Origin of the sequence: Modicisalibacter tunisiensis, from assembly GCF_020148005.1 — a bacterium.
Lineage (GTDB): Bacteria > Pseudomonadota > Gammaproteobacteria > Pseudomonadales > Halomonadaceae > Modicisalibacter > Modicisalibacter tunisiensis.
Genome location: NZ_JAGXFD010000001.1, coordinates 1,484,556 through 1,506,628 on the forward strand (window position 1 = coordinate 1,484,556; position 22,073 = coordinate 1,506,628).

Annotated in this window: 21 protein-coding genes; 14 read left to right on the top strand and 7 right to left on the bottom strand. The window is 68.6% G+C overall.

Annotated features, from left to right (window positions below; genetic code table 11):
• From ftsY to rpoH, 4 genes are all read left to right on the top strand, one after another.
• Positions 1 to 1,079: signal recognition particle-docking protein FtsY (gene ftsY, locus KGQ91_RS06930; RefSeq protein ID WP_224420615.1), on the top strand; the 1,079-nt coding region annotated here is incomplete at its 5' end.
• Positions 1,080 to 1,083: 4 nt separating this feature from the next.
• On the top strand, positions 1,084 to 1,767 hold the full coding sequence (ftsE, locus tag KGQ91_RS06935; protein ID WP_224415752.1) for a cell division ATP-binding protein FtsE: 684 nt from the start codon (positions 1,084 to 1,086) through the stop codon (positions 1,765 to 1,767).
• The gene (ftsX, locus tag KGQ91_RS06940; RefSeq protein ID WP_224415751.1) at positions 1,764 to 2,747 is read left to right on the top strand and encodes a permease-like cell division protein FtsX; all 984 of its coding nucleotides are present in this window, start codon (positions 1,764 to 1,766) and stop codon (positions 2,745 to 2,747) included. The genes ftsE and ftsX overlap by 4 nt, the downstream gene beginning before the upstream one ends.
• Before the next feature lie 169 nt (positions 2,748 to 2,916).
• Positions 2,917 to 3,783, top strand: a complete 867-nt coding sequence (gene rpoH / locus KGQ91_RS06945) for an RNA polymerase sigma factor RpoH (RefSeq protein ID WP_224415750.1) — start codon at positions 2,917 to 2,919, stop codon at positions 3,781 to 3,783.
• A gap of 78 nt (positions 3,784 to 3,861) precedes the next feature.
• On the opposite strand, the gene slmA is transcribed toward rpoH, so the two are convergent.
• The 6 genes from slmA to KGQ91_RS06975 all read right to left on the bottom strand — a co-directional run bounded on the left by slmA (position 3,862) and on the right by KGQ91_RS06975 (position 10,561).
• Positions 3,862 to 4,479, bottom strand: coding sequence for a nucleoid occlusion factor SlmA (gene slmA, locus KGQ91_RS06950; RefSeq protein WP_224415749.1), 618 nt, complete (start codon positions 4,477 to 4,479; stop codon positions 3,862 to 3,864).
• Between the two features lie 112 nt (positions 4,480 to 4,591).
• Complete coding sequence (gene argB, locus KGQ91_RS06955) at positions 4,592 to 5,509, bottom strand: acetylglutamate kinase (protein WP_224415748.1); 918 nt, start codon at positions 5,507 to 5,509, stop codon at positions 4,592 to 4,594.
• Between the two features lie 61 nt (positions 5,510 to 5,570).
• Positions 5,571 to 6,953, bottom strand: coding sequence for a phosphomannomutase/phosphoglucomutase (locus tag KGQ91_RS06960; protein ID WP_224420616.1), 1,383 nt, complete (start codon positions 6,951 to 6,953; stop codon positions 5,571 to 5,573).
• Between the two features lie 280 nt (positions 6,954 to 7,233).
• Positions 7,234 to 7,722 carry a dUTP diphosphatase gene (gene dut, locus KGQ91_RS06965; protein ID WP_224420617.1) on the bottom strand — a complete coding sequence of 163 codons (489 nt, stop codon included), beginning with the start codon at positions 7,720 to 7,722 and terminating at the stop codon, positions 7,234 to 7,236.
• Positions 7,719 to 9,047: a bifunctional phosphopantothenoylcysteine decarboxylase/phosphopantothenate--cysteine ligase CoaBC gene (gene coaBC / locus KGQ91_RS06970; RefSeq protein ID WP_224420618.1), complete on the bottom strand. Its 1,329-nt coding sequence runs from the start codon at positions 9,045 to 9,047 to the stop codon at positions 7,719 to 7,721. The genes dut and coaBC overlap by 4 nt, the downstream gene beginning before the upstream one ends.
• Before the next feature lie 68 nt (positions 9,048 to 9,115).
• Positions 9,116 to 10,561, bottom strand: coding sequence for a mannitol dehydrogenase family protein (locus tag KGQ91_RS06975; protein WP_224420619.1), 1,446 nt, complete (start codon positions 10,559 to 10,561; stop codon positions 9,116 to 9,118).
• A 385-nt stretch (positions 10,562 to 10,946) separates the two neighbouring features.
• On the opposite strand from KGQ91_RS06975, the gene radC reads away from it, so the two are divergent.
• The 9 genes from radC (at position 10,947) to KGQ91_RS07020 (ending at position 18,938) form a co-directional block, all read left to right on the top strand.
• On the top strand, positions 10,947 to 11,621 hold the full coding sequence (gene radC / locus KGQ91_RS06980; RefSeq protein WP_224420620.1) for a RadC family protein: 675 nt from the start codon (positions 10,947 to 10,949) through the stop codon (positions 11,619 to 11,621).
• A 197-nt stretch (positions 11,622 to 11,818) separates the two neighbouring features.
• On the top strand, positions 11,819 to 12,055 hold the full coding sequence (gene rpmB / locus KGQ91_RS06985) for a 50S ribosomal protein L28 (RefSeq protein WP_163649979.1): 237 nt from the start codon (positions 11,819 to 11,821) through the stop codon (positions 12,053 to 12,055).
• Positions 12,056 to 12,070: 15 nt separating this feature from the next.
• Positions 12,071 to 12,226, top strand: coding sequence for a 50S ribosomal protein L33 (gene rpmG / locus KGQ91_RS06990; RefSeq protein ID WP_016417370.1), 156 nt, complete (start codon positions 12,071 to 12,073; stop codon positions 12,224 to 12,226).
• 168 nt (positions 12,227 to 12,394) lie between these two features.
• Positions 12,395 to 13,210, top strand: a complete 816-nt coding sequence (mutM, locus tag KGQ91_RS06995) for a bifunctional DNA-formamidopyrimidine glycosylase/DNA-(apurinic or apyrimidinic site) lyase (protein WP_224420621.1) — start codon at positions 12,395 to 12,397, stop codon at positions 13,208 to 13,210.
• 114 nt (positions 13,211 to 13,324) lie between these two features.
• Positions 13,325 to 14,515 (top strand): class I SAM-dependent rRNA methyltransferase, encoded by a 1,191-nt coding sequence (locus tag KGQ91_RS07000; RefSeq protein ID WP_224420622.1) that lies wholly within the window; start codon positions 13,325 to 13,327, stop codon positions 14,513 to 14,515.
• A 23-nt stretch (positions 14,516 to 14,538) separates the two neighbouring features.
• On the top strand, positions 14,539 to 14,979 hold the full coding sequence (locus KGQ91_RS07005) for an acyl-CoA thioesterase (RefSeq protein ID WP_163649982.1): 441 nt from the start codon (positions 14,539 to 14,541) through the stop codon (positions 14,977 to 14,979).
• Positions 14,980 to 15,160: 181 nt separating this feature from the next.
• Complete coding sequence (gene ald, locus KGQ91_RS07010; protein WP_163649983.1) at positions 15,161 to 16,279, top strand: alanine dehydrogenase; 1,119 nt, start codon at positions 15,161 to 15,163, stop codon at positions 16,277 to 16,279.
• 111 nt (positions 16,280 to 16,390) lie between these two features.
• Positions 16,391 to 17,416: a tryptophan--tRNA ligase gene (locus tag KGQ91_RS07015; protein ID WP_224420623.1), complete on the top strand. Its 1,026-nt coding sequence runs from the start codon at positions 16,391 to 16,393 to the stop codon at positions 17,414 to 17,416.
• A gap of 337 nt (positions 17,417 to 17,753) precedes the next feature.
• Positions 17,754 to 18,938, top strand: coding sequence for a YeeE/YedE family protein (locus KGQ91_RS07020; RefSeq protein ID WP_224420624.1), 1,185 nt, complete (start codon positions 17,754 to 17,756; stop codon positions 18,936 to 18,938).
• On the opposite strand, the gene KGQ91_RS07025 is transcribed toward KGQ91_RS07020, so the two are convergent.
• Entirely contained in the window at positions 18,927 to 20,108 is a 1,182-nt protein-coding gene (locus KGQ91_RS07025; RefSeq protein ID WP_224420625.1) for a putative sulfate/molybdate transporter, read from the bottom strand. The two genes, KGQ91_RS07020 and KGQ91_RS07025, sit on opposite strands and share 12 nt — an antisense overlap.
• A gap of 218 nt (positions 20,109 to 20,326) precedes the next feature.
• On the opposite strand from KGQ91_RS07025, the gene KGQ91_RS07030 reads away from it, so the two are divergent.
• Positions 20,327 to 22,006, top strand: a complete 1,680-nt coding sequence (locus KGQ91_RS07030; protein WP_163649987.1) for an NAD-dependent malic enzyme — start codon at positions 20,327 to 20,329, stop codon at positions 22,004 to 22,006.
• Positions 22,007 to 22,073: the final 67 nt, after the last annotated feature.

Sequence of the window (22,073 nt, forward strand, 5' to 3'; positions counted from 1 at the left end):
CCGAGCCCGAGCCCGAGCCCGAGCCCGAGCCCGAGCCCGAGCCCGAGCCCGAGCCCGAGCCCGAGCCCGAGCCCGAGCCCGAGCCCGAGCCGCGGGCGGACAGTGCCACCGCCGGCCGCGAGAAGCCGCGCGGCGAGAAGCGGGGCTGGCTGGCGCGCATCCGCGCCGGGCTCGGCAAGACCCGCGCCAACCTGACCGAGGGGCTGGCCGATCTGTTCCTGGGCAAGAAGCAGATCGACGACGATCTGATGGAGGAGATCGAGACCCAGCTGCTGATGGCGGACGTGGGCATCGAGGCCACCACCGAGATCATCGACAACCTGACCGAGCGCGTCTCGCGCAAGGAGCTCAATGATCCCCAGGCGCTGTATCGCGCCCTGCAGGAAGAGCTCGGCGCGCTGCTGGCGCCGGTGACCACGCCGCTGACCCTGCCGCCCAGGGGCGAGGGGCCGTTCGTCATCCTGATGGTCGGCGTCAACGGCGTGGGCAAGACCACCACCATCGGCAAGCTGACCCAGCGCTTCCAGAACGAGGGGCGCAGCGTGATGCTCGCCGCCGGAGACACCTTCCGCGCCGCGGCGGTGGAGCAGCTCAAGGTCTGGGGCGAGCGCAACTCGGTACCGGTGATCGCCCAGCACACCGGTGCCGACAGCGCCTCGGTGATCTACGATGCGCTGGCCGCCGCCAGGGCGCGGGGCGTCGACGTGCTGATCGCCGATACCGCCGGGCGCCTGCACAACAAGGGCCACCTGATGGAGGAGCTCAAGAAGGTGCAGCGGGTGATGGCCAAGCTCGATGCGCAGGCGCCGCACGAGGTGATGCTGGTGCTGGATGCCGGCACCGGCCAGAACGCCCTGGCCCAGGCCCAGACCTTCAACGAGGCGATCCCGGTCACCGGCATCACCCTGACCAAGCTCGACGGCACCGCCAAGGGCGGCATCATCTTCGCGCTGGCCAAGCAGCTGGCCACGCCGATCCGCTTCATCGGCGTCGGCGAGTCGCTCGACGACCTGCGGCCCTTCGCCGCCGACGACTTCGTGACGGCGCTGTTCGATCGCGACGAGCCGGCGGATTCGTGAACGCATGATCGCCTTCGAGCACGTCGGCAAGCGTTACGGCGGGCGCTACGAGGCGCTCGCCGACATCAACTTCCGCATCGCCCGCGGCGAAATGCTGTTCCTGACCGGCCACTCCGGGGCCGGCAAGAGTTCGCTGCTGCGGCTGATCATGCGCCTCGAGCGGCCGTCCCGGGGGCGGCTGCTGGTGGCCGGGCACGACATCGACCGCCTGCACGCCAGCCAGATCCCCTACTACCGGCGCCAGATCGGCGTGGTCTTCCAGGACCACCAGCTGCTGTTCGATCGCGATGTCTTCGCCAATGTCGCCCTGCCGCTGGCGATCCAGGGGGTCGAGCCGCACGAGTCGGCCCGGCGGGTCCGGGCGGCGCTCGACAAGGTGGGCCTGCTGCACCGCGAGCGGGCCCTGCCCATCGAGCTCTCCACGGGCGAGCAGCAGCGCGTGGGCATCGCCCGGGCGGTGGTCAACAAGCCGCCGCTGCTGCTCGCCGACGAGCCCACCGGCAATCTCGATCCCCAGCTGTCCGCCGATATCATGCGCCTGTTCGAGGAGTTCAATCGCATCGGTACCACGGTGCTGGTGGCCAGTCACGACCTGGCGCTGATCGCGCGGCTGCGGCATCGCGTGCTGCGTCTGCGCGAGGGGCGGCTGGTCAGCGATGAGCAGATCGGCGACGGGGAGGGCGCATGAAGGCATCGGGGTCTCGCCAGTCACCGCCGCGGCGCGGGGCGCGCAGCCGGCGAGCGGGTATCGACAGTCGCACCCGGGCCTGGCTGCGCCATCATCGGGCCGTGGGCCTCGACAGCGCCCGGCGCCTGCTGCGCCGCCCGCTGAGCAGCCTGCTGACCATGCTCGCCATCGGCATCGCCCTGGTGCTGCCGGCCGGACTGTGGCTGGCGCTGTCCGGCGCCGACGACATCGGCCGGCGGCTTCAGGACAGCGCCACGCTGACCGTCTATCTGTCGCCCGCGGTCAGCGAGAGCCGGTCCATGACGATCGCCGACACCCTGAGACGCCATCCGGACGTGGCGAGCGCCCGGCTGATCACCGCCGCCGAGGGGGCGGCCGAGTTCCAGCAGGCGCTGGGGCTCGAGGATGCCCTGGCCGAACTCGACGACAACCCGTTGCCGGCCAGCGTGGTGATCTCGCCCGTCGACACGTCTCCCGCGGCGGTACGCGACCTCGGCGACCAGCTCGAACGCGTCGACGGTGTCGACGAGGTGCGCGTCGACCTGGCCTGGCTCGAGCGCCTGCGGCAGCTGGCGGCGTTCGGCCGTCGGCTGACGCTGGCCCTGGGCGGGCTGTTCGGGCTTGGTGCCCTGCTGGTGGTGGGCAACACCATTCGTCTGGCGGTGGAGAGCCGTCGCCGGGAGATCGAGGTGGTGACGCTGATCGGTGCCACCCATGCCTTCGTGCGTCGGCCCTTCCTCTACAGCGGCGCCTGGTACGGCCTGGGGGGCGGGGTGGTCGCCTGGTTGCTGCTGGCGCTGGGCGGGCGCTGGCTGGCGGCGCCGCTGCATGACCTGGCCCAGAGCTACGGGGCGCACTTCGGCATGCCGGCGCTGGGCTGGCAGGGCTCGGCAATGCTGCTGGCTTCGAGTACACTGGTGGGCTGGCTGGGCGGCTGGATCGCCGTGCATCGTCATCTCGCCGATGCGCGCCCACGCTAGACGCGGATCAAGACACACCCTGTACAGGGGCCTCGGCGGCTTGCACGAAAGTTGAACTTCTTTCTACGCTGAGGGTCCGAGGTCAGGGAATCAAGGTTGGATAACGAAGAGTTACCGGATCGAGGTCATGCGGCATCGGTCCTTCAAGGGCAACATGGAGACATCTTGCATGAGCACCAGTCTTCAGCCTATTGGCCAGCTTTCACCCGGCCATGACCTGAACGGCTACATTCAGGCAGTCAACAGCATTTCGGTCCTGACCGCCGACGAGGAGCGCGAGCTCGCCTTCCGCCTGTACGACGAGAACGATCTCGAGGCGGCGCGTCGACTGGTCATGTCCCACCTGCGCTTCGTCGTGCACATCGCCCGCAGCTATTCCGGCTACGGCCTGCCCCAGGCCGACCTGATCCAGGAAGGCAACGTCGGGCTGATGAAGGCCGTCAAGCGCTTCGATCCCAATCAGGGCGTGCGGCTGGTGTCGTTCGCCGTGCACTGGATCAAGGCCGAGATTCACGAATTCGTGCTGCGCAACTGGCGCATCGTCAAGGTGGCGACCACCAAGGCGCAGCGCAAGCTGTTCTTCAACCTGCGCAGCGCCAAGAAGCGCCTGGCCTGGCTGAACAGCGACGAGGTCGATGCCATCGCCAGGGATCTCGACGTCAAGCCCGAGGTGGTGCGCGAGATGGAAGGCCGCCTGTCCGCGTTCGACGCCGGCTTCGATGCCTCGCCCAGCGAGGAGGAGGAGCAGGGCTACCAGGCGCCTGCCCACTACCTCGACGACGCCAGCTACGACCCGGCGACCCAGCTCGAGGACAGCGACTGGGAGGCCGACTCGACCCGCCGTCTGCAGGACGCGCTGGCCGGCCTCGACGGGCGTTCCCGCGACATCCTCCAGCGCCGCTGGCTGGCCGAGGACAAGGCGACGCTGCACGAGCTGGCGGAGGTCTACGGCGTGTCGGCGGAGCGTATCCGCCAGCTCGAGAAGAACGCCATGAAGAAGATTCGCCAGCAGCTGGGCGAGAGAATGGTGGCCTGATTCCCTGCGGGCCCCTCGCGCATGTTGCCCCTGGACCGAATGACACGACGCCCGGCTCGATGCCGGGCGTCGTCGTCTTCAGCAGGCCTGGGTTTGTGCGACCCCTCTCAGCAGCTCGCGGGACAGGTGGGCCCACTGGGTGTCCCACTGGTCGGTGGGGCGGCGCCGGAAGTCGCTGCGCACGTACTGGCCGATACGCCCCTCGGCATAGGCCAGCAGCAGGTTGGCGGCGGCGGGAACCGGCAGCGACGGGCGCAGCCCCTCGCGCAGCTCGGCTTCGCGCAGCACCTGCTTGAGCTGGGTTTCCAGGCGCTCGAAGAGCTGGCCCATGCGCACCCGCAGCCGGGCGGTCTCGCCGGTCAGGGCGTCGCCGTTGAGCAGTCGACACAGCCCCGGGTTCTTCTCGGCGAACCCCAGCAACAGCATCAGGATATGCTGACAGCGAGGCAGGGCCTCCTGGGTCTCGTCGAGGATCAGCCGGATGCGCTCGAACAGGGTCGACTCGATGAACTCGATCAGCCCCTCGAACATCCGCGCCTTGCTGGGGAAATGGCGGTACAGCGCGGCTTCGCTGACGCCGACCTGACGGGCCAGCGAGGCCGTGGTGATGCGCTTGCCGCTGTCCTCCTCGAGCATCAGCGCCAGCGCCTGGAGGATCTGCTCGCGGCGGTTCTGCTTGGTGGTTACCTGCGTCATGAGGATTCTTCTAATATTTTATGATGTCCCCAATCGTACTGTCGGGCCTGCCTGGTAGCAAACCGCGCTCATTCTATTTCGGCAGGCGCGACCGTCCTGTCGCCGGCCGGAGTCAGGCCGGGTCCTGGGGGGCCGGCTGATTCGAGATCAGCGTGCCGACCCCGGCGTTGGTGAAGATCTCCAGCAGGGTCGCGTGCGGCACGCGGCCGTCGATGATGTGCGAGCTGGCCACGCCGCCCTTCACCGCCTCCAGGGCGCAGCGGATCTTGGGCAGCATGCCGCCGTGGATGGTGCCGTCGGCGATCAGGGCGTCGACCTGCTCGGTGGTGAGCCCGGTGAGTACCTCGCCTCCGGCGTCCATCAGGCCGGCGACGTTGGTCAGCAGCATCAGCTTCTCGGCCTGGAGCGCCTCGGCGACCTTGCCGGCCACCAGGTCGGCGTTGATGTTGTAGCTGCGGCCCTCGGCGTCGACGCCGATCGGCGCGATGACCGGGATGAAGTCGCGGGCGGCGAGCATCTCGATCAGGTCCGTGGACACGTGCTCGACCTCGCCGACGTGGCCGATGTCGATGATTTCCGAGGCGGCCATCTCGGGCGTCTTGTGCTCGACCTTGAGCTGGCGGGCGCGGATCTGGGCGCCGTCCTTGCCGGTCAGGCCGATGGCCTTGCCGCCGCACTGGTTGATCAGGTTGACGATGCTCTTGTTGACCAGCCCGCCGAGCACCATCTCCACCACGTCCATGGTCTCGGCATCGGTGACCCGCATGCCGTTGACGAAGCGTGACTCGATCCGGAGCTTGGCGAGCAGCTCGCCGATCTGCGGGCCGCCGCCGTGGACCACCACCGGATTGATGCCGACTTCCTTCATCAGCACCATGTCGCGGGCGAAGGAGTCGATCAGGGTGTCCTCGGTCATGGCGTTGCCGCCGTACTTGACGACCACGGTCTTGCCGGAGAAGCGCTGGATGTAGGGCAGCGCCTCGGAGAGCACCTCGACGACGAGGCGGGGATCGCGGGGTTGTTCGCTCATGGGCGATCGGTCTCCTCAGGATGGAACGCCGCCGGCGCGAGTGCCGGCGGCGGGGGTGGGGTCAGAACGGCAGTTCGGCGTCCGGGGCGACCTGCTTCAGGGCATCGCGGAAGCGCGCCTGGACGCGCTCGAGCGCCTCCTGGCTCTTGCCCTCGAAGCGCAGCACCAGCACCGGCGTGGTGTTGGAGGCACGGCACAGGCCCCAGCCGTCGGGATAGTCGACGCGGATGCCGTCGAGGGTGGTCTTGACGCCCTCGTCGCCGAAGTCGCCCTCGCGGGCCAGCTTGTCGACGATCGCGAACTTGTTGTCGTCGGTGACCTTGACGTTGAGTTCCGGGGTGCCGAGATCCTGCGGGAAGTGGGCGAAGAAGGCGTCGGCGTCGTCGGCCTGCCTGGAGAGGATCTCCAGCAGCCGTGCGGCGCCGTAGAGGCCATCGTCGAAGCCGTACCAGCGCTCCTTGAAGAAGATGTGGCCGCTCATCTCGCCGGCGAGCTGCGCGCCGGTCTCCTTCATGCGCGCCTTGATCAGCGAGTGACCGGTGCGCCACATCTCCGGCTCGCCGCCAGCGTCATCGATCACCTTGGCGAGATTGCCGGTGCACTTGACGTCGAAGATGACACGGGCGCCGGGGTTGCGGGTGAGCATGTCCTCGGCGAAGGCCATCATCAGCCGGTCGGGATAGATCACTTCCCCCTTGGGGGTGACCACGCCGAGGCGGTCGCCGTCGCCGTCGAAGGCCAGGCCGATGTCGGCGCCGGTTTCCTTGACCGTGCGGATCAGGTCCTCGAGGTTCTCGAGCTTGCCCGGGTCCGGATGGTGGTTGGGGAAGTCGCCGTCGATCTCGTCGAATAGCGTCACGGTCTCGGCGCCGAGCCGCGCGACCAGCTGGGGCCCCAGTTCGCCGGCCACGCCGTTGCCGCAGTCGACCACCGCCTTGATCGGGCCGCCCAGCTTGACGTCGCCGAGGATGCGCTCGAGATAGGCGTCGCGCACGTCATGTTCACTGACCTTGCCCTCGCCGTGGGTCAGGTTGTCGTCGACGATGCGCTGGTACAGGGCGGTGATGGCGTCACCGGAGAGCGTCTCGCCGCCCAGCACGATCTTGAAGCCGTTGTACTCGGGCGGGTTGTGGCTGCCGGTGACCATCACCCCGGAAGTGCTGCCCTCGAGGGTATGCGTGGCGAAATAGAGCACCGGCGTGGGCACCATGCCGATGTCGATGACATCGCGGCCGGCGGCGGTCAGTCCCTTGATCAGTGCGGCCTGCAGGCGCGGCCCCGAGTGGCGGCCGTCGCGGGCGACGATGACGGTCTGCTCGCCGCGTTCGGCGGCCTCGCTGCCGATGGCCCGGCCGATCAGCTCGACATTGGCCTCGGTCAGGGTGTCATCGACGGTGCCGCGGATGTCGTAGGCCCGGAAGATGGATGGGGTGATATCGCTCATGGGTCCCTCCTTGGTCATGGGATGCAAAACGAACGGGGCGGGTGGTCATCCGCCGGTTGTCGGCCGCCGTCGGCGGCCCGTGCTGCTTTCTCAGGCTCGTCCGAAAAGCCGGCAGGCGCGGTCAGTTTTCGGTCGAGCCTGAGTGCTGCCTGAAAAGCCGACGAGCGAAGTCAGGACAAGGCAAAAATCGGTGAAAGAGCGGAGCTTACGGGGTGTAAATGAGCATCTTGAACCGATTTTCAACGTCGTATTGCCGAGCGTAGTCCTTTTCAGGCAGTGCTTAGTGGCGGCCGGAGTGGCCGAAGCCCCCTTCTCCGCGCTGGCTGGCGGCGAAGTCGTCGACGACCTCGATGTCGGCCTGCACCACCGGTACCAGCACGAACTGGGCCAGGCGTTCGCCGGGCTCGAGCACGAAGGGCTCGCGGCCGCGGTTCCAGACCGAGATCATCAGCTCGCCCTGGTAGTCGGAATCGATCAGCCCGACCAGGTTGCCCAGCACGATGCCGTGCCTGTGGCCCAGGCCCGAGCGGGGCAGGATCATGCCGGCGAGCCCGGGGTCGGCGATGTGCACGGCCAGGCCGGTGCGCACCAGCTCGCAGTCGCCCGGCGCCAGCTCGAGCGGCGCGTCGAGCAGGACGCGCAGGTCCATGCCGGCGCTGCCGGTGGTGGCGTAGTGCGGCAGCGGGTAGGCGTGGACGCGCTCGTCGAGCACCTTCACGGCCAGCGGCGGTCGGGTGGCTTGCGGGGTCGGGGAAAGGGTGTCGTTCATCGGCAGTCCTGTCGGGACACGGAAGCGTTCGTGGAAGCGCGCTCGCGAAAGCGCGCGATGACCTGGTCGATCACGGCCTCGGCCAGCGCGCTCTTGGACTGGGCCGGCAGCTCGCGGCGTCCCTCGCCGCCGAGGCCATCCCGCCACAGTACCAGTGCGGCGTTGTCGTCGGCGCCGAAACCCAGCCCGGGGCGCGAGACATCATTGGCGACGATCATGTCGAGGTTCTTGCGGGCGAGCTTGTCGCGGGCATAGGCCTCGAGATCGCGGGTCTCGGCCGCAAAGCCCACCACGAAGGGGCGCGGGGTCTCGGCGGCGATCGTGGCGATGATGTCGGGATTCTTGACCAGCTCCAGGGTCAGGGTGTCGGTCTCGTCGGTCTTCTTGATCTTGTGCTCGGCGGGGCGGGCGGCACGGTAGTCGGCGACCGCCGCGCAGCCGATGAAGACGTCGCTGTCGGCGACGGCCTCGCGGACGGCGGCGAGCATCTCGTCGGCCGAGGTGACGTCGACGCGCTCGACCCCGGCGGGCGTCCCCAGCGCCACCGGGCCGCTGATCAGGCGCACACGGGCGCCGCGGGCGGCGGCGGCGGCGGCCAGCGCATAGCCCATCTTGCCCGAACTGTGGTTCGAGAGATAGCGCACCGGGTCGAGCGCCTCGCGGGTCGGGCCGGCGGTCAGGGTCAGGGTCAGGCCCGCGGCATCGCCGGTGACCGGCTCGTGAGTCGCGGCAGGCGGCGCGGCTTCGGGCGCCCTGTCGGACGCGGCATTGGGTGCCATGAGAAGCTGCTCGACGATCGCCTCGGGCTCGAGCATGCGCCCGGCGCCGATGTCGCCGCAGGCCTGGTCGCCGCTGTCGGGACCCAGCAGGCGCCAGCCGTGGCCCTCGAGGCGGCGGGTATTGTCGCGGGTCGCCGGGTGTGCCCACATCGCCTGGTTCATCGCCGGAGCCAGCACGCACTCGGCGGTGGTGGCCAGGCACAGGGTGGTCAGGAGGTCATCGGCGTGGCCGTGGGCCAGGCGGGCCATCAGGTCGGCGGTGGCCGGGGCGATCAGCACCAGCTCGGCCCAGCGGGCCAGCTCGATGTGGCCCATGCCGGCTTCCGCCTCGGGGTCGAGCAGCGAGGTGCGCACGGCCTCGCCGGTCAGCGCCTGGAGGGTCAGCGGCGTGATGAAGGCCTGCGCGCCCTCGGTCATCACCACGCGCACCTCGGCGCCCGCCTTCTTGAGCAGGCGGGCGAGCATGGCGCTCTTGTAGGCGGCGATGCCGCCGCTGATGCCCAGCAGGATGCGCTTTCCGGCCAGGGGCGGCCCGAAACCCGACATGACGGTTCACCTTCGAGAATGAAAGGGCAACTTTACCATTTCGCGGGGCGCGGTGCGTAATGCCGGCGTCAGCCCGCCCGGCGGATCGCGGCTTCCACGCCGCTCTCGTTCAGTGCGCGGTAGGCATCGAGCACCGCCCCGGAAAAGCGGGCGTCCCCGGCCAGTTCGCGCGGGACGATGGCATCGAGGGCGAGAAAGGCCGCGATCAGTCCGGCCGGCTCCTGATGGGCCTCGTGCAGGGCGGCGAAGGTCTCGGCCATGGGGTCGTCCACCGGGTGGCTCTCGCCCGACAGGTTGCTGCCGGCAGTGTAGCGAATCCAGGCCGCCACGCCGAGCGCCGTGCAGACGAGGTCGCCGCCGGCGTCGAGCCGTGTGCGGGCGCCGGCGAGCCAGCGCTGGGGCAGCTTCTGCGAGCCGTCCATGGCGATCTGCTGCAGGCGGTGGCGCAGGCTGTCGTTGGCGAAGCGCGCGAGCAGGCTCGTGGCGTAGGCGTCGAGGTCGGTGCCCGTGGGCATGGTCAGTGTCGGCGCGGCTTCGTTGCCCATGTAGCGGCACAGCAGCGTGACGAATTCCGGGCGGCCGACGGCTTCCGCCACCGTCTCGATGCCCGCCAGCGCGCCGAGATAGGCGAGCAGCGAGTGGCTGCCGTTGAGCAGACGCAGCTTCATGGCTTCGAAGGGCGCGACGTCGGCGACCATCTGTACGCCGTCGTGTTCCCAGTCGGGGCGGCCCTGGGGGAAGTCATCCTCGACCACCCACTGGCTGAAGGCCTCGCAGACCACCGCCGCCGGGTCGTCGATGCCCAGCGCCGCGAGGCCCGTGACATCGTCGTCGGTCATCGCCGGGACGATGCGGTCGACCATGCTGCAGGGAAAGGCGACGTGCTCGGCGATCCACCCGGCAAGGTGCGCGTCGCGGTGGCACGCCAGCTCGATCACCGCGCGGCGAACGCGTTTGCCGTTGTCCGACACGTTGTCGCAGCTGAGTACCGTGAAGGGCGGCGTGCCGGCGGCACGGCGGCGGGCCAGCGCCTCGACGAGCATCCCCGGGGCGCTGTGCGGTGTGGCGGGTTCGGCGATGTCGTGGGCGATCGGCGGGGCGTCGATGAGCAGGCGGCCATCGGCGGGATTCAGATGGTAGCCCTTCTCGGTGACGGTCAGGGTGACGATGCGCACCCCGGGCTCGCTCATGCGCGCCAGCAGCGCCTCGCGGTCGGCGCCGTCGGGGCCGGCGTAGAGCGTCTCTCGGATCGCGCCGATCTCGCGCAGCGTGACATGCTCGCGGTCGGTGTATTCGACGACATGGTAGCGCCGGCCGCGCTCGCGCAGGCACTCGACGAGGCGGTGGTTGGAGCGGATGTTGGCGCTGACGATGCCCCAGTCGCCGCCGCCGTGGCGCGCCAGGTTGCGCTCCAGATAGACGGCCTGGTGGGCGCGGTGGAAGGCACCCAGGCCGAGGTGGACGATGCCCGGCCTGGCGTCTGCATACTGGCTGCCCACCCTGTGAAGTGCCATCTCCTGACTCCTTGTCGCGTTGGTCGCCGCGTATCCCAAGCCAGGCGATGGCCGTGGGCGGCCTCAGTATAGCGGGCCCGGGCGCCGCAGCAGGCCTGTCGAGCCGCAAAGCCGATACCGTTTCCCCGCAGGGCTATTGCTGATAGCTGCAACATGACTCGGGCTGATCCGTCGGCAGGTTTGCGAAGGGGCGCTGTGAACCCCTCCATGGGCGCTACCTACGCCATCCATGGCGTAGGACCCCTTCTTCAACCTGCCCCCGGCCCCTCGTCAAAACCAACGGTGATTGCCCTACGTTTCCCCGGAGGTCGTCCATTAATGCGTAATTGCTGATATTGTGTGCATGGATGCCGTGAAGAGACCCGAAGCGGGAGTGGGGGAGCCGATGGGAATTCGTGACTGGCCGGAGGGTGAGCGCCCTCGCGAGAAGCTGTTGAGCCTGGGGCCGGATGCGCTCAGCGATGCGGAGCTGCTGGCCATCTTCCTGCGGGTGGGGGTGAAGGGACGCTCGGCGGTGGACCTGGCGCGGGACCTGCTCGGTGCCTTCGGCGGCTTGCGCCCGCTGCTGGAGGCCGATCGCCAGCGCTTCTGCGCCGAGCACGGATTGGGCGAGGCCAAGTACGTGCAGCTGCAGGCGGTGCTCGAGCTGTCCCGCCGGCATCTGGCCAGCCAGCTCGAGCGTGGCGGGGCGCTGACCTCGCCGTCGCTGGTGCGGGCCTATCTCGCGTCGCGATTGCGCCATCTCGGTCACGAGGAATTTGCCGCGCTGTTCCTGGATACCCAGCATCGGGTGATCCGCTTCGAGTCGCTGTTCCGCGGCACGCTGGACAGCGCCTCGGTCTATCCCCGCGAGGTCGCCAGGCGCGCCCTGGCGCTGGGCGCCGGGGCGATCATCTTCGCCCACAATCACCCCTCGGGCGTGGCCGAGCCCAGCGATGCCGATCGGCGTATCACCGATCGGCTCAAGGAGGCGCTGGCGCTGTTCGAGATCCGCGTGCTCGACCATTTCGTGGTCGGCGACGGCGAGGTGGTGTCGTTCGCCGAGCGGGGCTGGCTGTAACCCAGGCGGCGAGGGGGGAGGTCGCCAGGCGTTTTCGTCGCCATTTTCAGTTGCCGGGAGACAGGGTGTCTGGTATAAAGTACGCCCTTTGACTTCCTTGGGTTAATTAAGGGGCGGAAGGCGGTTACCTGCCATTCTCTCTTCTCCCGGTTTGCCCGACAGGTTTTGAACAACTCGCCCAGCGGTTGGAGGCTCTCATGTCCAAAGTATGTCAGGTTACCGGCAAGCGTCCGGTGACTGGTAACAACGTATCCCACTCCCAGCGCAAGACGCGTCGTCGTTTCGTGCCCAACCTGCACACCCACCGTTTCTGGGTGGAAGCCGAGAAGCGCTTCGTCAAGCTGCGTGTTTCCTCCAAGGGCATGCGCATCATCGACAAGAAGGGCATCGAGGCGGTGCTGACCGATATTCGCAAGCGCGGCGAGCGCATCTAAGGGGAGACGAGACTCATGCGTGACAAGATCAAGTTGGTGTCCAGTGCCGGTACCGGCCACTTCTACACCACCGACAAGAACAAGCGGAACACCCCGGACAAGCTTGAATTCAAGAAGTACGATCCGGTGGTCCGCAAGCACGTGATGTACAAGGAAGCCAAGATCAAGTAAGCGTCGCCGTCGAACGCGCTGCCTGCTGTGGTGGCGCGATCCGGAACGTGAATCTGCGCTTCCGCCGCAGGCGTGCCGCCTGCCGTAAAAGACCCGGCCTCGCCGGGTCTTTTCGTCTCTGCACCCTATGAGGCTTGCCCATGCCTCGGTTCGTGACGGAGTCGCTCCATGCCCGAGTTGCCCGAAGTCGAGACCACCCGCCGCGGCATCGCGCCGTATCTGCAAGGCCGCGAGATACGCGAGGTGATCGTGCGCGAGCGCCGTCTGCGCACGCCGGTACCGGCGGACCTCGAGGATGCCCTCGTCGGCCGCCAAGTCGGTGAGCCGGGCCGGCGTGCCAAGTACCTGACGATCCCCGTGGGTACGCGCACCCTGCTGTGGCATCTGGGCATGTCGGGCAGCCTGCGCATCGCCCGGCTGGGCGATGCGCCGAAGAAGCACGATCATGTCGACCTGGTGGTCGACGACGGCGCCATCCTGCGCTATCACGATCCGCGCCGCTTCGGTTTCGTCGACTGGCTGCGCGGCGACGTGGGAGACGACCCGCGCCTGGCGCGGCTGGGACCGGAGCCGCTGTCGCCGGACTTCGACGGCGAGCGGCTGTATCGGCTGTCCCGCGGGCGACGTCTGGCGGTCAAGCCGTTTCTGATGGATAACGCCGTGGTGGTGGGCGTGGGCAACATCTATGCCGCCGAGGCGCTGTTCCTCGCCGGCATCGATCCGCGCCGCCCGGCGGGGCGCATCGCGCGGGAGCGCTACGCGCGGCTGTCCGAGGCCGTCCGCGAGGTGCTCGCCGCGGCCATCACCCAGGGCGGCACCACGCTGCGCGACTTCGTCAGCGGCGTGGGCGAGCCCGGCTACTTCGCCCAGCGCCTCAACGTCTACGGACGCGCGGGCGAGCCCTGCCGTCGCTGTGGCGGCGAGCTGCGCGGCGTCACCCTGGGCCAGCGGGCGAGCGTGTTCTGTCCGCGCTGCCAGACCTGATCCCCCGCTTCGTCACCCCCTTGCGAGACGCTGCACCACGTCTCCGGGCTTTTCCCCGGGGCGCGCGAGCGCGTTAAAATGCCCGCATTCCCGATAACCTGACCCGGAGTTACCGTGACCGAACGCCTGCGCCTGAAGAAGAACGCCGATCGCCGCCTCAAGGCCGGTCATCTCTGGCTCTATTCCAACGAGATCGATATCCAGGCCACGCCGCTCAAGACGGTGGAGCCCGGCAGCCAGGCGATCATCGAGGCCGCCAGCGGCAAGCCGCTGGGCATCGCCTACGTCAATCCGCACTCGCTGATCTGTGCCCGCGTGGTCTCCCGCGATGTCAACGTGAGGCTGGATCGCTCGCTGCTGGTGCACCGCTTCAATCAGGCGCTGGCGCTGCGCGAGCGGCTGTTCGACAAGCCGTTCTATCGCCTGGTGCACGGCGAGGGCGACCTGCTGCCGGGGCTGGTGGTCGACCGTTTCGGCGACGTGCTGGTGGTTCAGCTCAACACCCTGGGCATGGAGCGGCTGGCCGAGGAGGTGATCGCGGCACTCGACAAGGTGTTCTCGCCGCGGGCGATCGTGTTCAAGAACGACACCTCCGGCCGGCGGCAGGAACAGCTCGAGCGCGAGGTGACGGTGGTCCACGGCGAACTGACCGAGCCGGTGCTGCTCGAGGAGAACGGCGTGCGCTTCGTCGCGCCGGTGCTCGACGGCCAGAAGACCGGCTGGTTCTATGACCACCGTGCCAACCGCGCCTGGCTCAACGCCCTGGTGGAGGGCAAGCGGGTGCTGGACCTGTTCAGCTACATCGGTGGCTGGGGCGTCCAGGCGGCGGCGCACGGCGCCAGCGAGGTACTGTGCGTGGACCGTTCCGCCGAGGCCCTGGAACGCGTGGCCGAGAACGCCACGCTCAACGGGGTCGACGACCGGGTGGCGGTGGGCGAGGCCGACGCCTTCGAGGCCCTGGCCGCGCTCAAGGCCGACGGCGAACAGTTCGACGTGGTGGTCCTCGATCCGCCGGCCTTCATCAAGCGGCGCAAGGACATCGCCAACGGCGAGCGCGCCTACGCCCGTCTCAACCGCGAGGCGATGCGCCTGCTGGGGCGCGACGGCCTGCTGCTCTCGGCCTCCTGCTCGATGCACCTGACCACCGAACGGCTGGTGGAATGCGTGCGCGGCGCGGTGCGCCACCAGGACCGCCACGGCCAGATCCTCTATCAGGGCGGTCAGGGGCCGGATCATCCGGTGCACCCGTCGATTCCCGAGACGGCCTATCTCAAGGCGCTGGGCGTGCGCGTGTTCCGCGACTAGCCGAGGTGGCCGGGAGGCAAGGCATGGACTGGGATCTGTCGACCCCCTTCACGATCACGATCGTCGTCGACGCGGCGGCGATCGACCATTACGGTCACGTCAACAATGCCGAATACCTGCGCTGGGTCGAGCAGGCCAGCTGGGCGCACTCCCGCTCGCTGGGCCTGAGCCTCGATGACTATCGGGCGCTGGATCGGGGCATGGTGGTGCATCGCCACGAGCTGGACTACCTGGCACCGGCCTTCGCCGGTGACGACCTGCGCCTGGCGACCTGGATCGTGGCCTGCGACGGCCGCCTGACGCTGACGCGTCGCTTCCAGCTGATCCGCCCGAGCGACGGGGCGACGCTGCTGCGGGCGCGCACCCGCTTCGCCTGCGTGGCGCTGTCCAGCGGTCGCCCCCGTCGCCTGCCGGAGGCCTTTCGCGACCTCTATGGCGGCGCCCTGGTAACGGAGCCTGCCTAGGTCGCGAAAGTTTTTCGTGTGATGGGCTCCTGCCGCGGTTTTTTCTGGCGGCAAAGGCTCGTCCGGGCGAAGTTTTTGTTTTGCGCCGGCTGTCTATCGTGATCCCCCGGAGCTGCTGTACTAATGGCGTGTGAATCCACGGGCTCGCCCCTGTCCAACACGTCCATCGCAGGAGGGTGTCATGAAGATTGCCGTTCCCAAGGAAATCAAGAACCACGAGTATCGCGTCGCGCTGACCCCGACCGGAGTGCGCGAGCTGGTCGAGCGCGGCCATCAGGTCATCGTGCAGACCGGGGCCGGCGATGGCTCCGGTTTCGCCGACAGCGCCTTCGAGGCGGCCGGGGCGAGCCTGGAGTCCGACGTCGAGGCGCTGTGGAGCGCCGCCGAGCTGATCCTCAAGGTCAAGGAGCCGCAGCGCGAGGAAGTCGCGCGTCTCTCGTCGGGCCAGACCCTGTTCACCTACCTGCACCTGGCGGCCGAGGAGTCGCTGACCAAGGGGCTGATGGCCTCCGGGGCGACCTGTATCGCCTACGAGACCATCACCGATGCCCAGGGCGGCCTGCCGCTGCTGGCACCGATGAGCCGGGTCGCCGGTCGCATGGCGGTGCAGGCCGGGGCGCACAGCCTCGAGAAGGCGCAGGGCGGTTCCGGCGTGCTGCTGCCGGGGGTGCCCGGCGTGGCGCCGGCCAAGGTCACGGTGATCGGCGGCGGCGTGGTCGGCGAGAACGCCGCACGCATGGCGCTGGGGCTGGGCGCTGAGGTGACCGTGCTCGACCGGTCGCTGCCGCGCCTGGAGGTGCTCGATCATCGCTACCAGGGACGGCTGCGCACCGTCTATTCCACCGCGGATTCCCTGGAAGAGGCGATTCGCGAATCCGACCTGATCATTGGCGCGGTGCTGGTACCGGGCGCCGCCGCGCCCAAGCTGATCACCCGTGCGCAGCTGGCCGACATGAAGCCGGGCAGCGTGCTGGTCGACGTCGCCATCGATCAGGGCGGCTGCTTCGAGACCAGCAAGGCGACCACCCATGCCGAGCCCACCTACGTGGTCGACGGCGTGGTGCACTACTGCGTGGCCAACATGCCCGGCGCCGTGGCGCGCACCTCCACCCAGGCGCTGACCAACGCCACCCTGCCGTTCATCATCGCCCTGGCGGACAAGGGCTGGAAGCAGGCACTGGCCGATGACCCGCACTTCCTGCCCGGCCTCAACGTCCACGACGGCAAGATCACCTACCGTGCCGTGGCCCAGGCCTTCGGCCTCGACAGCGTCGACCCGGCCAGCCTGGTCGCGAGCTGACGGGCCGGGGTCTTCCCGCCGCACGCCCGGCGTTACCGCCGGGCGTCGGTCGCCTTGGCCGGGGGGGCGCGTTACCATAGCGGGCATTTCCGACAGCAGAGTCCGCTTTCCATGAGTACAGCCGCCAAGACGACCCGCGTGCTCACCGGCATCACCACGACCGGCACGCCCCACCTCGGCAACTACGTCGGCGCGATCAAGCCGGCGATCGCCGAGAGCCAGAACCCCGACGTCCAGTCCTTCTACTTCCTCGCCGACCTGCATGCCCTGATCAAGTGCCAGGACCCCGGGCGCGTCGAGCAGTCGCGTCTGGAGATCGCCGCCACCTGGCTGGCGCTGGGGCTGGATACCGACAACGCCATCTTCTATCGCCAGTCGGATATCCCGGAAATCCCCGAGCTGACCTGGATGCTGTCCTGCGTCTGCGCCAAGGGGCTGATGAACCGCGCGCATGCCTACAAGGCGGCGGTCGCCGAGAACGAGGCGGCCGGCAGCCCGGACCTCGATCGCGGCATCACCATGGGGCTGTTCGGCTACCCGGTGCTGATGGCCGCCGACATCCTGATGTTCAACGCCAACAAGGTGCCGGTGGGGCGCGACCAGATCCAGCACATCGAGATGGCCCGCGACATGGCCGGGCGCTTCAATCACCTCTACAAGAGCCAGTACTTCACGTTGCCCGAGGCCGTGGTCGACGAGAAGGTCGAGGTGCTCGGCGGGCTCGACGGGCGCAAGATGTCCAAGAGCTACAACAACACCATCCCGCTGTTCGTCTCCGAGAAGAAGCTGCTCAAGCTGGTGCGCAAGATCAAGACCAACTCCCTGGAGCCGGGCGAGCCCAAGGACCCGGATACCTGCACCCTGTTCCAGATCTACTCGGCCTTCGCCAGCGCCGAGGAAAGCGCGGCGATGCGCCGGCGCTACGCCGAGGGCATCGGCTGGGGCGAGGCCAAGAACGAGCTGTTCGAGTACCTCAACGCCCACCTGCGCGAGCCCCGCGAGCGCTATCAGGCGCTGATGGAGGACCCGGGGCATATCGAGGACGTGCTGCGCAAGGGCGCCGATCGTGCCCGGGCGGAAGCCGCGCCGCTGATGGACAGGCTGCGTCACGCCGTCGGGCTGGGGCGCTTCATCTAGTGGTGATCTCTCGGCAGGTTGTTCATCCGCAGCCTGCCCGTGGGAGCGACTTCAGTCGCGATGGTTCCGCCACCGGGCCGCCGCTGTCGAGGATGAATCCTCTCCCACAAGCCCTCTTCAGGGCCCGCCTTGCCAAGGATCATCCCTGCCTGCAGGGGGATTCGGGCAGGTAGCGCACGCAGAACCGGCTTCGACACGGGGCGCCGTCGGGCGCCCCGTGTCGTTGCATTCGCTTATAATTATAAGGGATAGCCACGATATCCTTTATGCATTTCACAACTTTCGAGTCTGACGATAGCCTGATAACAATTCACGTAGCCATGTCATGGAGGCTCGAATGTCGCAAGCAATGACAGTCACTCGTTCACCGCTGTCGGCCTGGCTGGCCGGCGTGCTGCTGCTGGCCGGCATCGCCGGTCTGGGGGCGGCCTACGGCGCCCGGCTGGCCGCCCTGCTGGTGGTCGGCGGCGCCTTCGGGGTCGCGCTCTACCATGCCGCCTTTGGCTTCACCGGCGCCTGGCGGGTATTCATCACCGAACGGCGCGGCCGTGGCCTGCGGGCACAGATGCTGATGCTGGCGCTGGCCGTGGTGCTGTTCTTCCCCGCGCTGGGGGCGGGCACGCTGTTCGGCAATCCGGTCAGCGGGTTCGTGGCGCCGATCGGCACTTCCGTGCTGGTGGGGGCCTTCCTGTTCGGTCTGGGCATGCAGCTGGGCAGTGGCTGCGCGTCCGGCACGCTGTACACGGTGGGTGGCGGCAACGCCCGCATGCTGATCACCCTGGCGTTCTTCGTCGTCGGCTCGTTGATCGGCACCGCGCACTTCAGCTGGTGGCAGAGCCTGCCGGCCTTTCAGCCGGTCTCGCTGGTCGACACCCTGGGCGCCGGCGGCGGCATCGCGGTCAGCCTGGTGCTGTTCGCGCTGATCGCCGGCATCACGGTGGTGCTGGAGAAGCGGCGTCACGGCCGGCTCGAGACGCCACCGCAACCCGAGGCGCGACCGGGCTCCCGCTGGCTGCGCGGCCCCTGGCCGCTGCTGGGTGGCGGCGTGGCGCTGGCGCTGCTGAACTTCATCACCCTGGCGCTGGCCGGGCGCCCCTGGGGGGTGACCTCGGCGTTCGCGCTGTGGGGCGCCAAGGGCTACCAGGCGCTGGGCGGCGACGTCGGCCAGTGGGGCTACTGGCAGGCCCCGGGCCATGCCGAGGCGCTGGCCGGCAGTGTCTGGAGCCATGTCACCTCGGTCATGGACATCGGCATCATCCTCGGCGCCATGGTCGCCGCCTCGCTGGCGGGGCGCTTCGCGCCGAACTTCCGGATTCCGCGGCGCTCGGCGCTGGCGGCGGTGCTCGGCGGTCTGCTGCTGGGCTACGGGGCCCGGCTGGCCTTCGGCTGCAACATCGGCGCCTATTTCGGCGGCATCGTCTCCGGCAGCCTGCACGGCTGGCTGTGGCTGGTGGCCGCCTTCGCCGGCAACATGCTGGGCGTCAGACTGCGGCCGTGGTTCTTCGCCCCGTCATCGCGCTGAGGCGTCGCGGGCACGACGATACCTGGCCCATCCGACCCGCCCCCATTCGGCGGCGGCACCGGCGACCAGCCCCCAGAAGGGGCTCAGTGCGACCGTCACCGCGGCGGTCGCGGCGATCACCGGCCAGCAGTCGGGCCGGCTGTCGAACAGCCGCCGGGTGACACCCAGCTGCCAGGCGGCCACCAGCAGCAGGGCGCCCAGCCCGGCGGCGGGAATGGCGGCCAGCAGGGCCAGGCTCCACGGCATCGGCAGGCAGGCCATGATGAGCATGGCCAGGCCCATCAGCAGCGGTGCCGTGCCGGTGCGTGCGCCGAAGCGGTAGTGCGCCGCCAGCCCGCCCGCGCCATGGCACATCGGCAGGGCACCGAACGGCGCGAGCACGAGATTGGCGAGGCCGGTGGAGATCGACAGGCGTGCGGGCGTGACATGGGCCGCGCGTTCACCGAAGTAGTCGCCGGCCACCAGGGCGGTCAGCACGATGGCATTGGTCACCGTCAACGCCAGCTGCGGCAGCACCAGGGTCGTCAGGGAATGCTCGATGGTGCCGATGTCCGGCCAGGCGGCCAGCGCCAGCAGGGAATGCGAGTCGGGCGCGGCGATCGCGCCCCGGTCCCCCCGCAGCAGGCCCAGCCCCGCCGCGACCAGCAGGGTGACCAGCACCGAGGGGCAGCGGGGCAGCCGCATCGTCACCAGCAGCACCACCAGCGTCACGCCGCCCAGCCAGGGTGCCTCGCCCATGAGTGCCAGGCTGGCCTGAGCCAGCATCACGCCCAGTCCCAGCTGCAGCCCGGCGAGCACGGACTGCGGTATCGGGCGGCTCAGGCGATTGATCCAGCCCGTCAGCCCGAGCCCCAGCATCACTCCCCCGATCATCACGCCGCTCAGGGCCACCGCCTGGGGCGTCATGCCCGTGGCCAGCAGCATCGCCGCCACGGCCTTCATGGGCTGTACGGGGATCGGCAGGCGGTAGCAGCAGGCGGTGGCGAGATAGAACGCCGCGAAGCCGAACAGCACCGGCCCGGGGGGCAGGACGCCCAGGGCCAGGATGCCCAGCGTCAGCGGCAGCAGGGTGCCCAGATCCCCCAGGGCGCCGTTGATCTCCTGCCCGTTGATGGCGAATCCGGCGGCCGGCGCTCCGGGGCTCCGACGACGCCTGGGAAGGGCTGGCATGCCGTGTCGTGTCCTGTAATCGCGAGCGTCAAGTGGAGCAAAGCCCTCCCTTCCGGTCAATACGCTTGCTGTCGAAACGCAGGAAAGCACCGCGCTTTCGAGGCGGCCGAGCGGGTGGCTGTGTTATTGTATCCCGTAACATTCCGTGTTCGCCGTGCCGTTTGCCCAACGGCATCCCAGCCCGCGCGAACGTCGTCACACCAACCTCGAGTCGAGAGATGAGCGAGAACGCCAAGCGCCCCCTGTATACCCCCTATGCCGGTCCGTCGCTGCTGGAAATGCCGCTGCTCAACAAGGGCAGTGCCTTCACCCTGAAGGAGCGCATCGACTTCAACCTGATCGGGCTGCTGCCCCAGAACGTCGAGACCATCGAGGAGCAGGCGGAGCGCGCCTATCGCCAGTACCGTCTGTGCAAGACCGATCTGGACAAGCACATCTATCTACGCTCGATCCAGGACGACAACGAGACGCTGTTCTTCCGCCTGCTGGAAGAACACCTCGAGGAGATGATGCCGATCATCTACACGCCGACGGTGGGCGAGGCGTGCGAGGAATTCTCCAACATCTATCGCAATCACCGCGGGATCTTCGTCGCCTATCCCGACCGGGAGCACATGGACGATATCCTGCGCAGTGCCACCAAGGATCGGGTCAAGGTGATCGTGGTCACCGACGGCGAGCGGATCCTGGGGCTCGGCGACCAGGGCATCGGCGGCATGGGCATCCCCATCGGCAAGCTCTCGCTGTACACCGCCTGCGGCGGCATCAGCCCGGCCTACACGCTGCCGATCATGCTCGACGTGGGCACCAACAACCAGCAGCTGCTCGACGACCCGATGTACATGGGCTGGCGCCACAAGCGCATCGGCGACGAGGAGTATGCCGAGTTCATCGACATGTTCGTGCAGGCGGTCAAGCGTCGCTGGCCCAACGCCCTGGTGCAGTTCGAGGACTTCGCCCAGACCAACGCCATGCCGCTGCTCGAGCGTTACCGCGACGAGCTGTGCTGCTTCAACGACGACATCCAGGGCACCGCCGCGGTCTGCGTGGGCACGCTGCTGGCCGCCTGCAAGTCACGCGATGTCGGGCTCGGCGACCAGCGGGTGGCCTTCGTCGGCGCCGGGTCCGCCGGCTGCGGCATCGCCGAGCAGATCATCGTCGCCATGCAGGCCGAGGGGCTCAGCGAGGCCGAGGCGCGCCGGCGGGTCTACATGGTGGACCGTCATGGCCTGCTGACCACCGACATGGACGGGCTGTACGACTTCCAGCAGCGCCTGGCCCACGACCCGCAGGATCTCGAGGGCTGGTCGGACAGCCAGCTGATGGACGTCATCACCCAGGCCCGCCCGACGATCCTGATCGGCGTCTCCGGGCAGAAGGGGCTGTTCAGCGAGGCGGTGATCCGTGCGCTGCACGAGAACTGCCCCAACCCGGTGGTGATGCCGCTGTCCAACCCCACCTCGCGGGTCGAGGCAACCCCCCAGGACATCGCCGACTGGACCGATGGTCAGGCCCTGGTGGCCACCGGCAGCCCCTTCCCGCCGGCCAAGGTCGGCGATCGCGAGATCGCCATCGCCCAGTGCAACAATGCCTACATCTTCCCCGGCGTGGGGCTGGGCGTGGTCGCCGCCAATGCCTCGCGAGTCACCGACGGCATGCTGATGGCGGCCTCCAACGCCCTGGCCAACGGCGCGCCAATCGTCAGGAAGGGCGAGGGCGCGCTGCTGCCTTCCCTCAGGGACATCCGCGAGCTCAGCAAGTCGATCGCCTTCGATGTCGCCAAGCAGGCCCAGGAGGAGGGCGTGGCGCTGTCGTCCAGCGACGAGGTGCTGTGGGAGGCGATCGAGCGCCACTTCTGGTATCCGCGCTATCGCCGCTATCGGCGCCGCGCTTTCTGAGCCGCTCTCCACTCGAAGCTTGCCTGCAAGAAAACGCCCTGCCAGCAAGGCAGGGCGTTTTCATTGG

Excerpts from the sequence above, each read along its gene's own strand:
- ftsE (WP_224415752.1), top strand. The coding sequence starts at position 1,084 with ATGATCGCCTTCGAGCACGTCGGCAAGCGTTACGGCGGGCGCTACGAG.
- ftsX (WP_224415751.1), top strand. The coding sequence starts at position 1,764 with ATGAAGGCATCGGGGTCTCGCCAGTCACCGCCGCGGCGCGGGGCGCGC.
- rpoH (WP_224415750.1), top strand. The coding sequence starts at position 2,917 with ATGAGCACCAGTCTTCAGCCTATTGGCCAGCTTTCACCCGGCCATGAC.
- slmA (WP_224415749.1), bottom strand. The coding sequence starts at position 4,479 with ATGACGCAGGTAACCACCAAGCAGAACCGCCGCGAGCAGATCCTCCAG.
- argB (WP_224415748.1), bottom strand. The coding sequence starts at position 5,509 with ATGAGCGAACAACCCCGCGATCCCCGCCTCGTCGTCGAGGTGCTCTCC.
- KGQ91_RS06960 (WP_224420616.1), bottom strand. The coding sequence starts at position 6,953 with ATGAGCGATATCACCCCATCCATCTTCCGGGCCTACGACATCCGCGGC.
- dut (WP_224420617.1), bottom strand. The coding sequence starts at position 7,722 with ATGAACGACACCCTTTCCCCGACCCCGCAAGCCACCCGACCGCCGCTG.
- coaBC (WP_224420618.1), bottom strand. The coding sequence starts at position 9,047 with ATGTCGGGTTTCGGGCCGCCCCTGGCCGGAAAGCGCATCCTGCTGGGC.
- KGQ91_RS06975 (WP_224420619.1), bottom strand. The coding sequence starts at position 10,561 with ATGGCACTTCACAGGGTGGGCAGCCAGTATGCAGACGCCAGGCCGGGC.
- radC (WP_224420620.1), top strand. The coding sequence starts at position 10,947 with ATGGGAATTCGTGACTGGCCGGAGGGTGAGCGCCCTCGCGAGAAGCTG.
- rpmB (WP_163649979.1), top strand. The coding sequence starts at position 11,819 with ATGTCCAAAGTATGTCAGGTTACCGGCAAGCGTCCGGTGACTGGTAAC.
- rpmG (WP_016417370.1), top strand. The coding sequence starts at position 12,071 with ATGCGTGACAAGATCAAGTTGGTGTCCAGTGCCGGTACCGGCCACTTC.
- mutM (WP_224420621.1), top strand. The coding sequence starts at position 12,395 with ATGCCCGAGTTGCCCGAAGTCGAGACCACCCGCCGCGGCATCGCGCCG.
- KGQ91_RS07005 (WP_163649982.1), top strand. The coding sequence starts at position 14,539 with ATGGACTGGGATCTGTCGACCCCCTTCACGATCACGATCGTCGTCGAC.
- ald (WP_163649983.1), top strand. The coding sequence starts at position 15,161 with ATGAAGATTGCCGTTCCCAAGGAAATCAAGAACCACGAGTATCGCGTC.
- KGQ91_RS07015 (WP_224420623.1), top strand. The coding sequence starts at position 16,391 with ATGAGTACAGCCGCCAAGACGACCCGCGTGCTCACCGGCATCACCACG.
- KGQ91_RS07020 (WP_224420624.1), top strand. The coding sequence starts at position 17,754 with ATGTCGCAAGCAATGACAGTCACTCGTTCACCGCTGTCGGCCTGGCTG.
- KGQ91_RS07025 (WP_224420625.1), bottom strand. The coding sequence starts at position 20,108 with ATGCCAGCCCTTCCCAGGCGTCGTCGGAGCCCCGGAGCGCCGGCCGCC.
- KGQ91_RS07030 (WP_163649987.1), top strand. The coding sequence starts at position 20,327 with ATGAGCGAGAACGCCAAGCGCCCCCTGTATACCCCCTATGCCGGTCCG.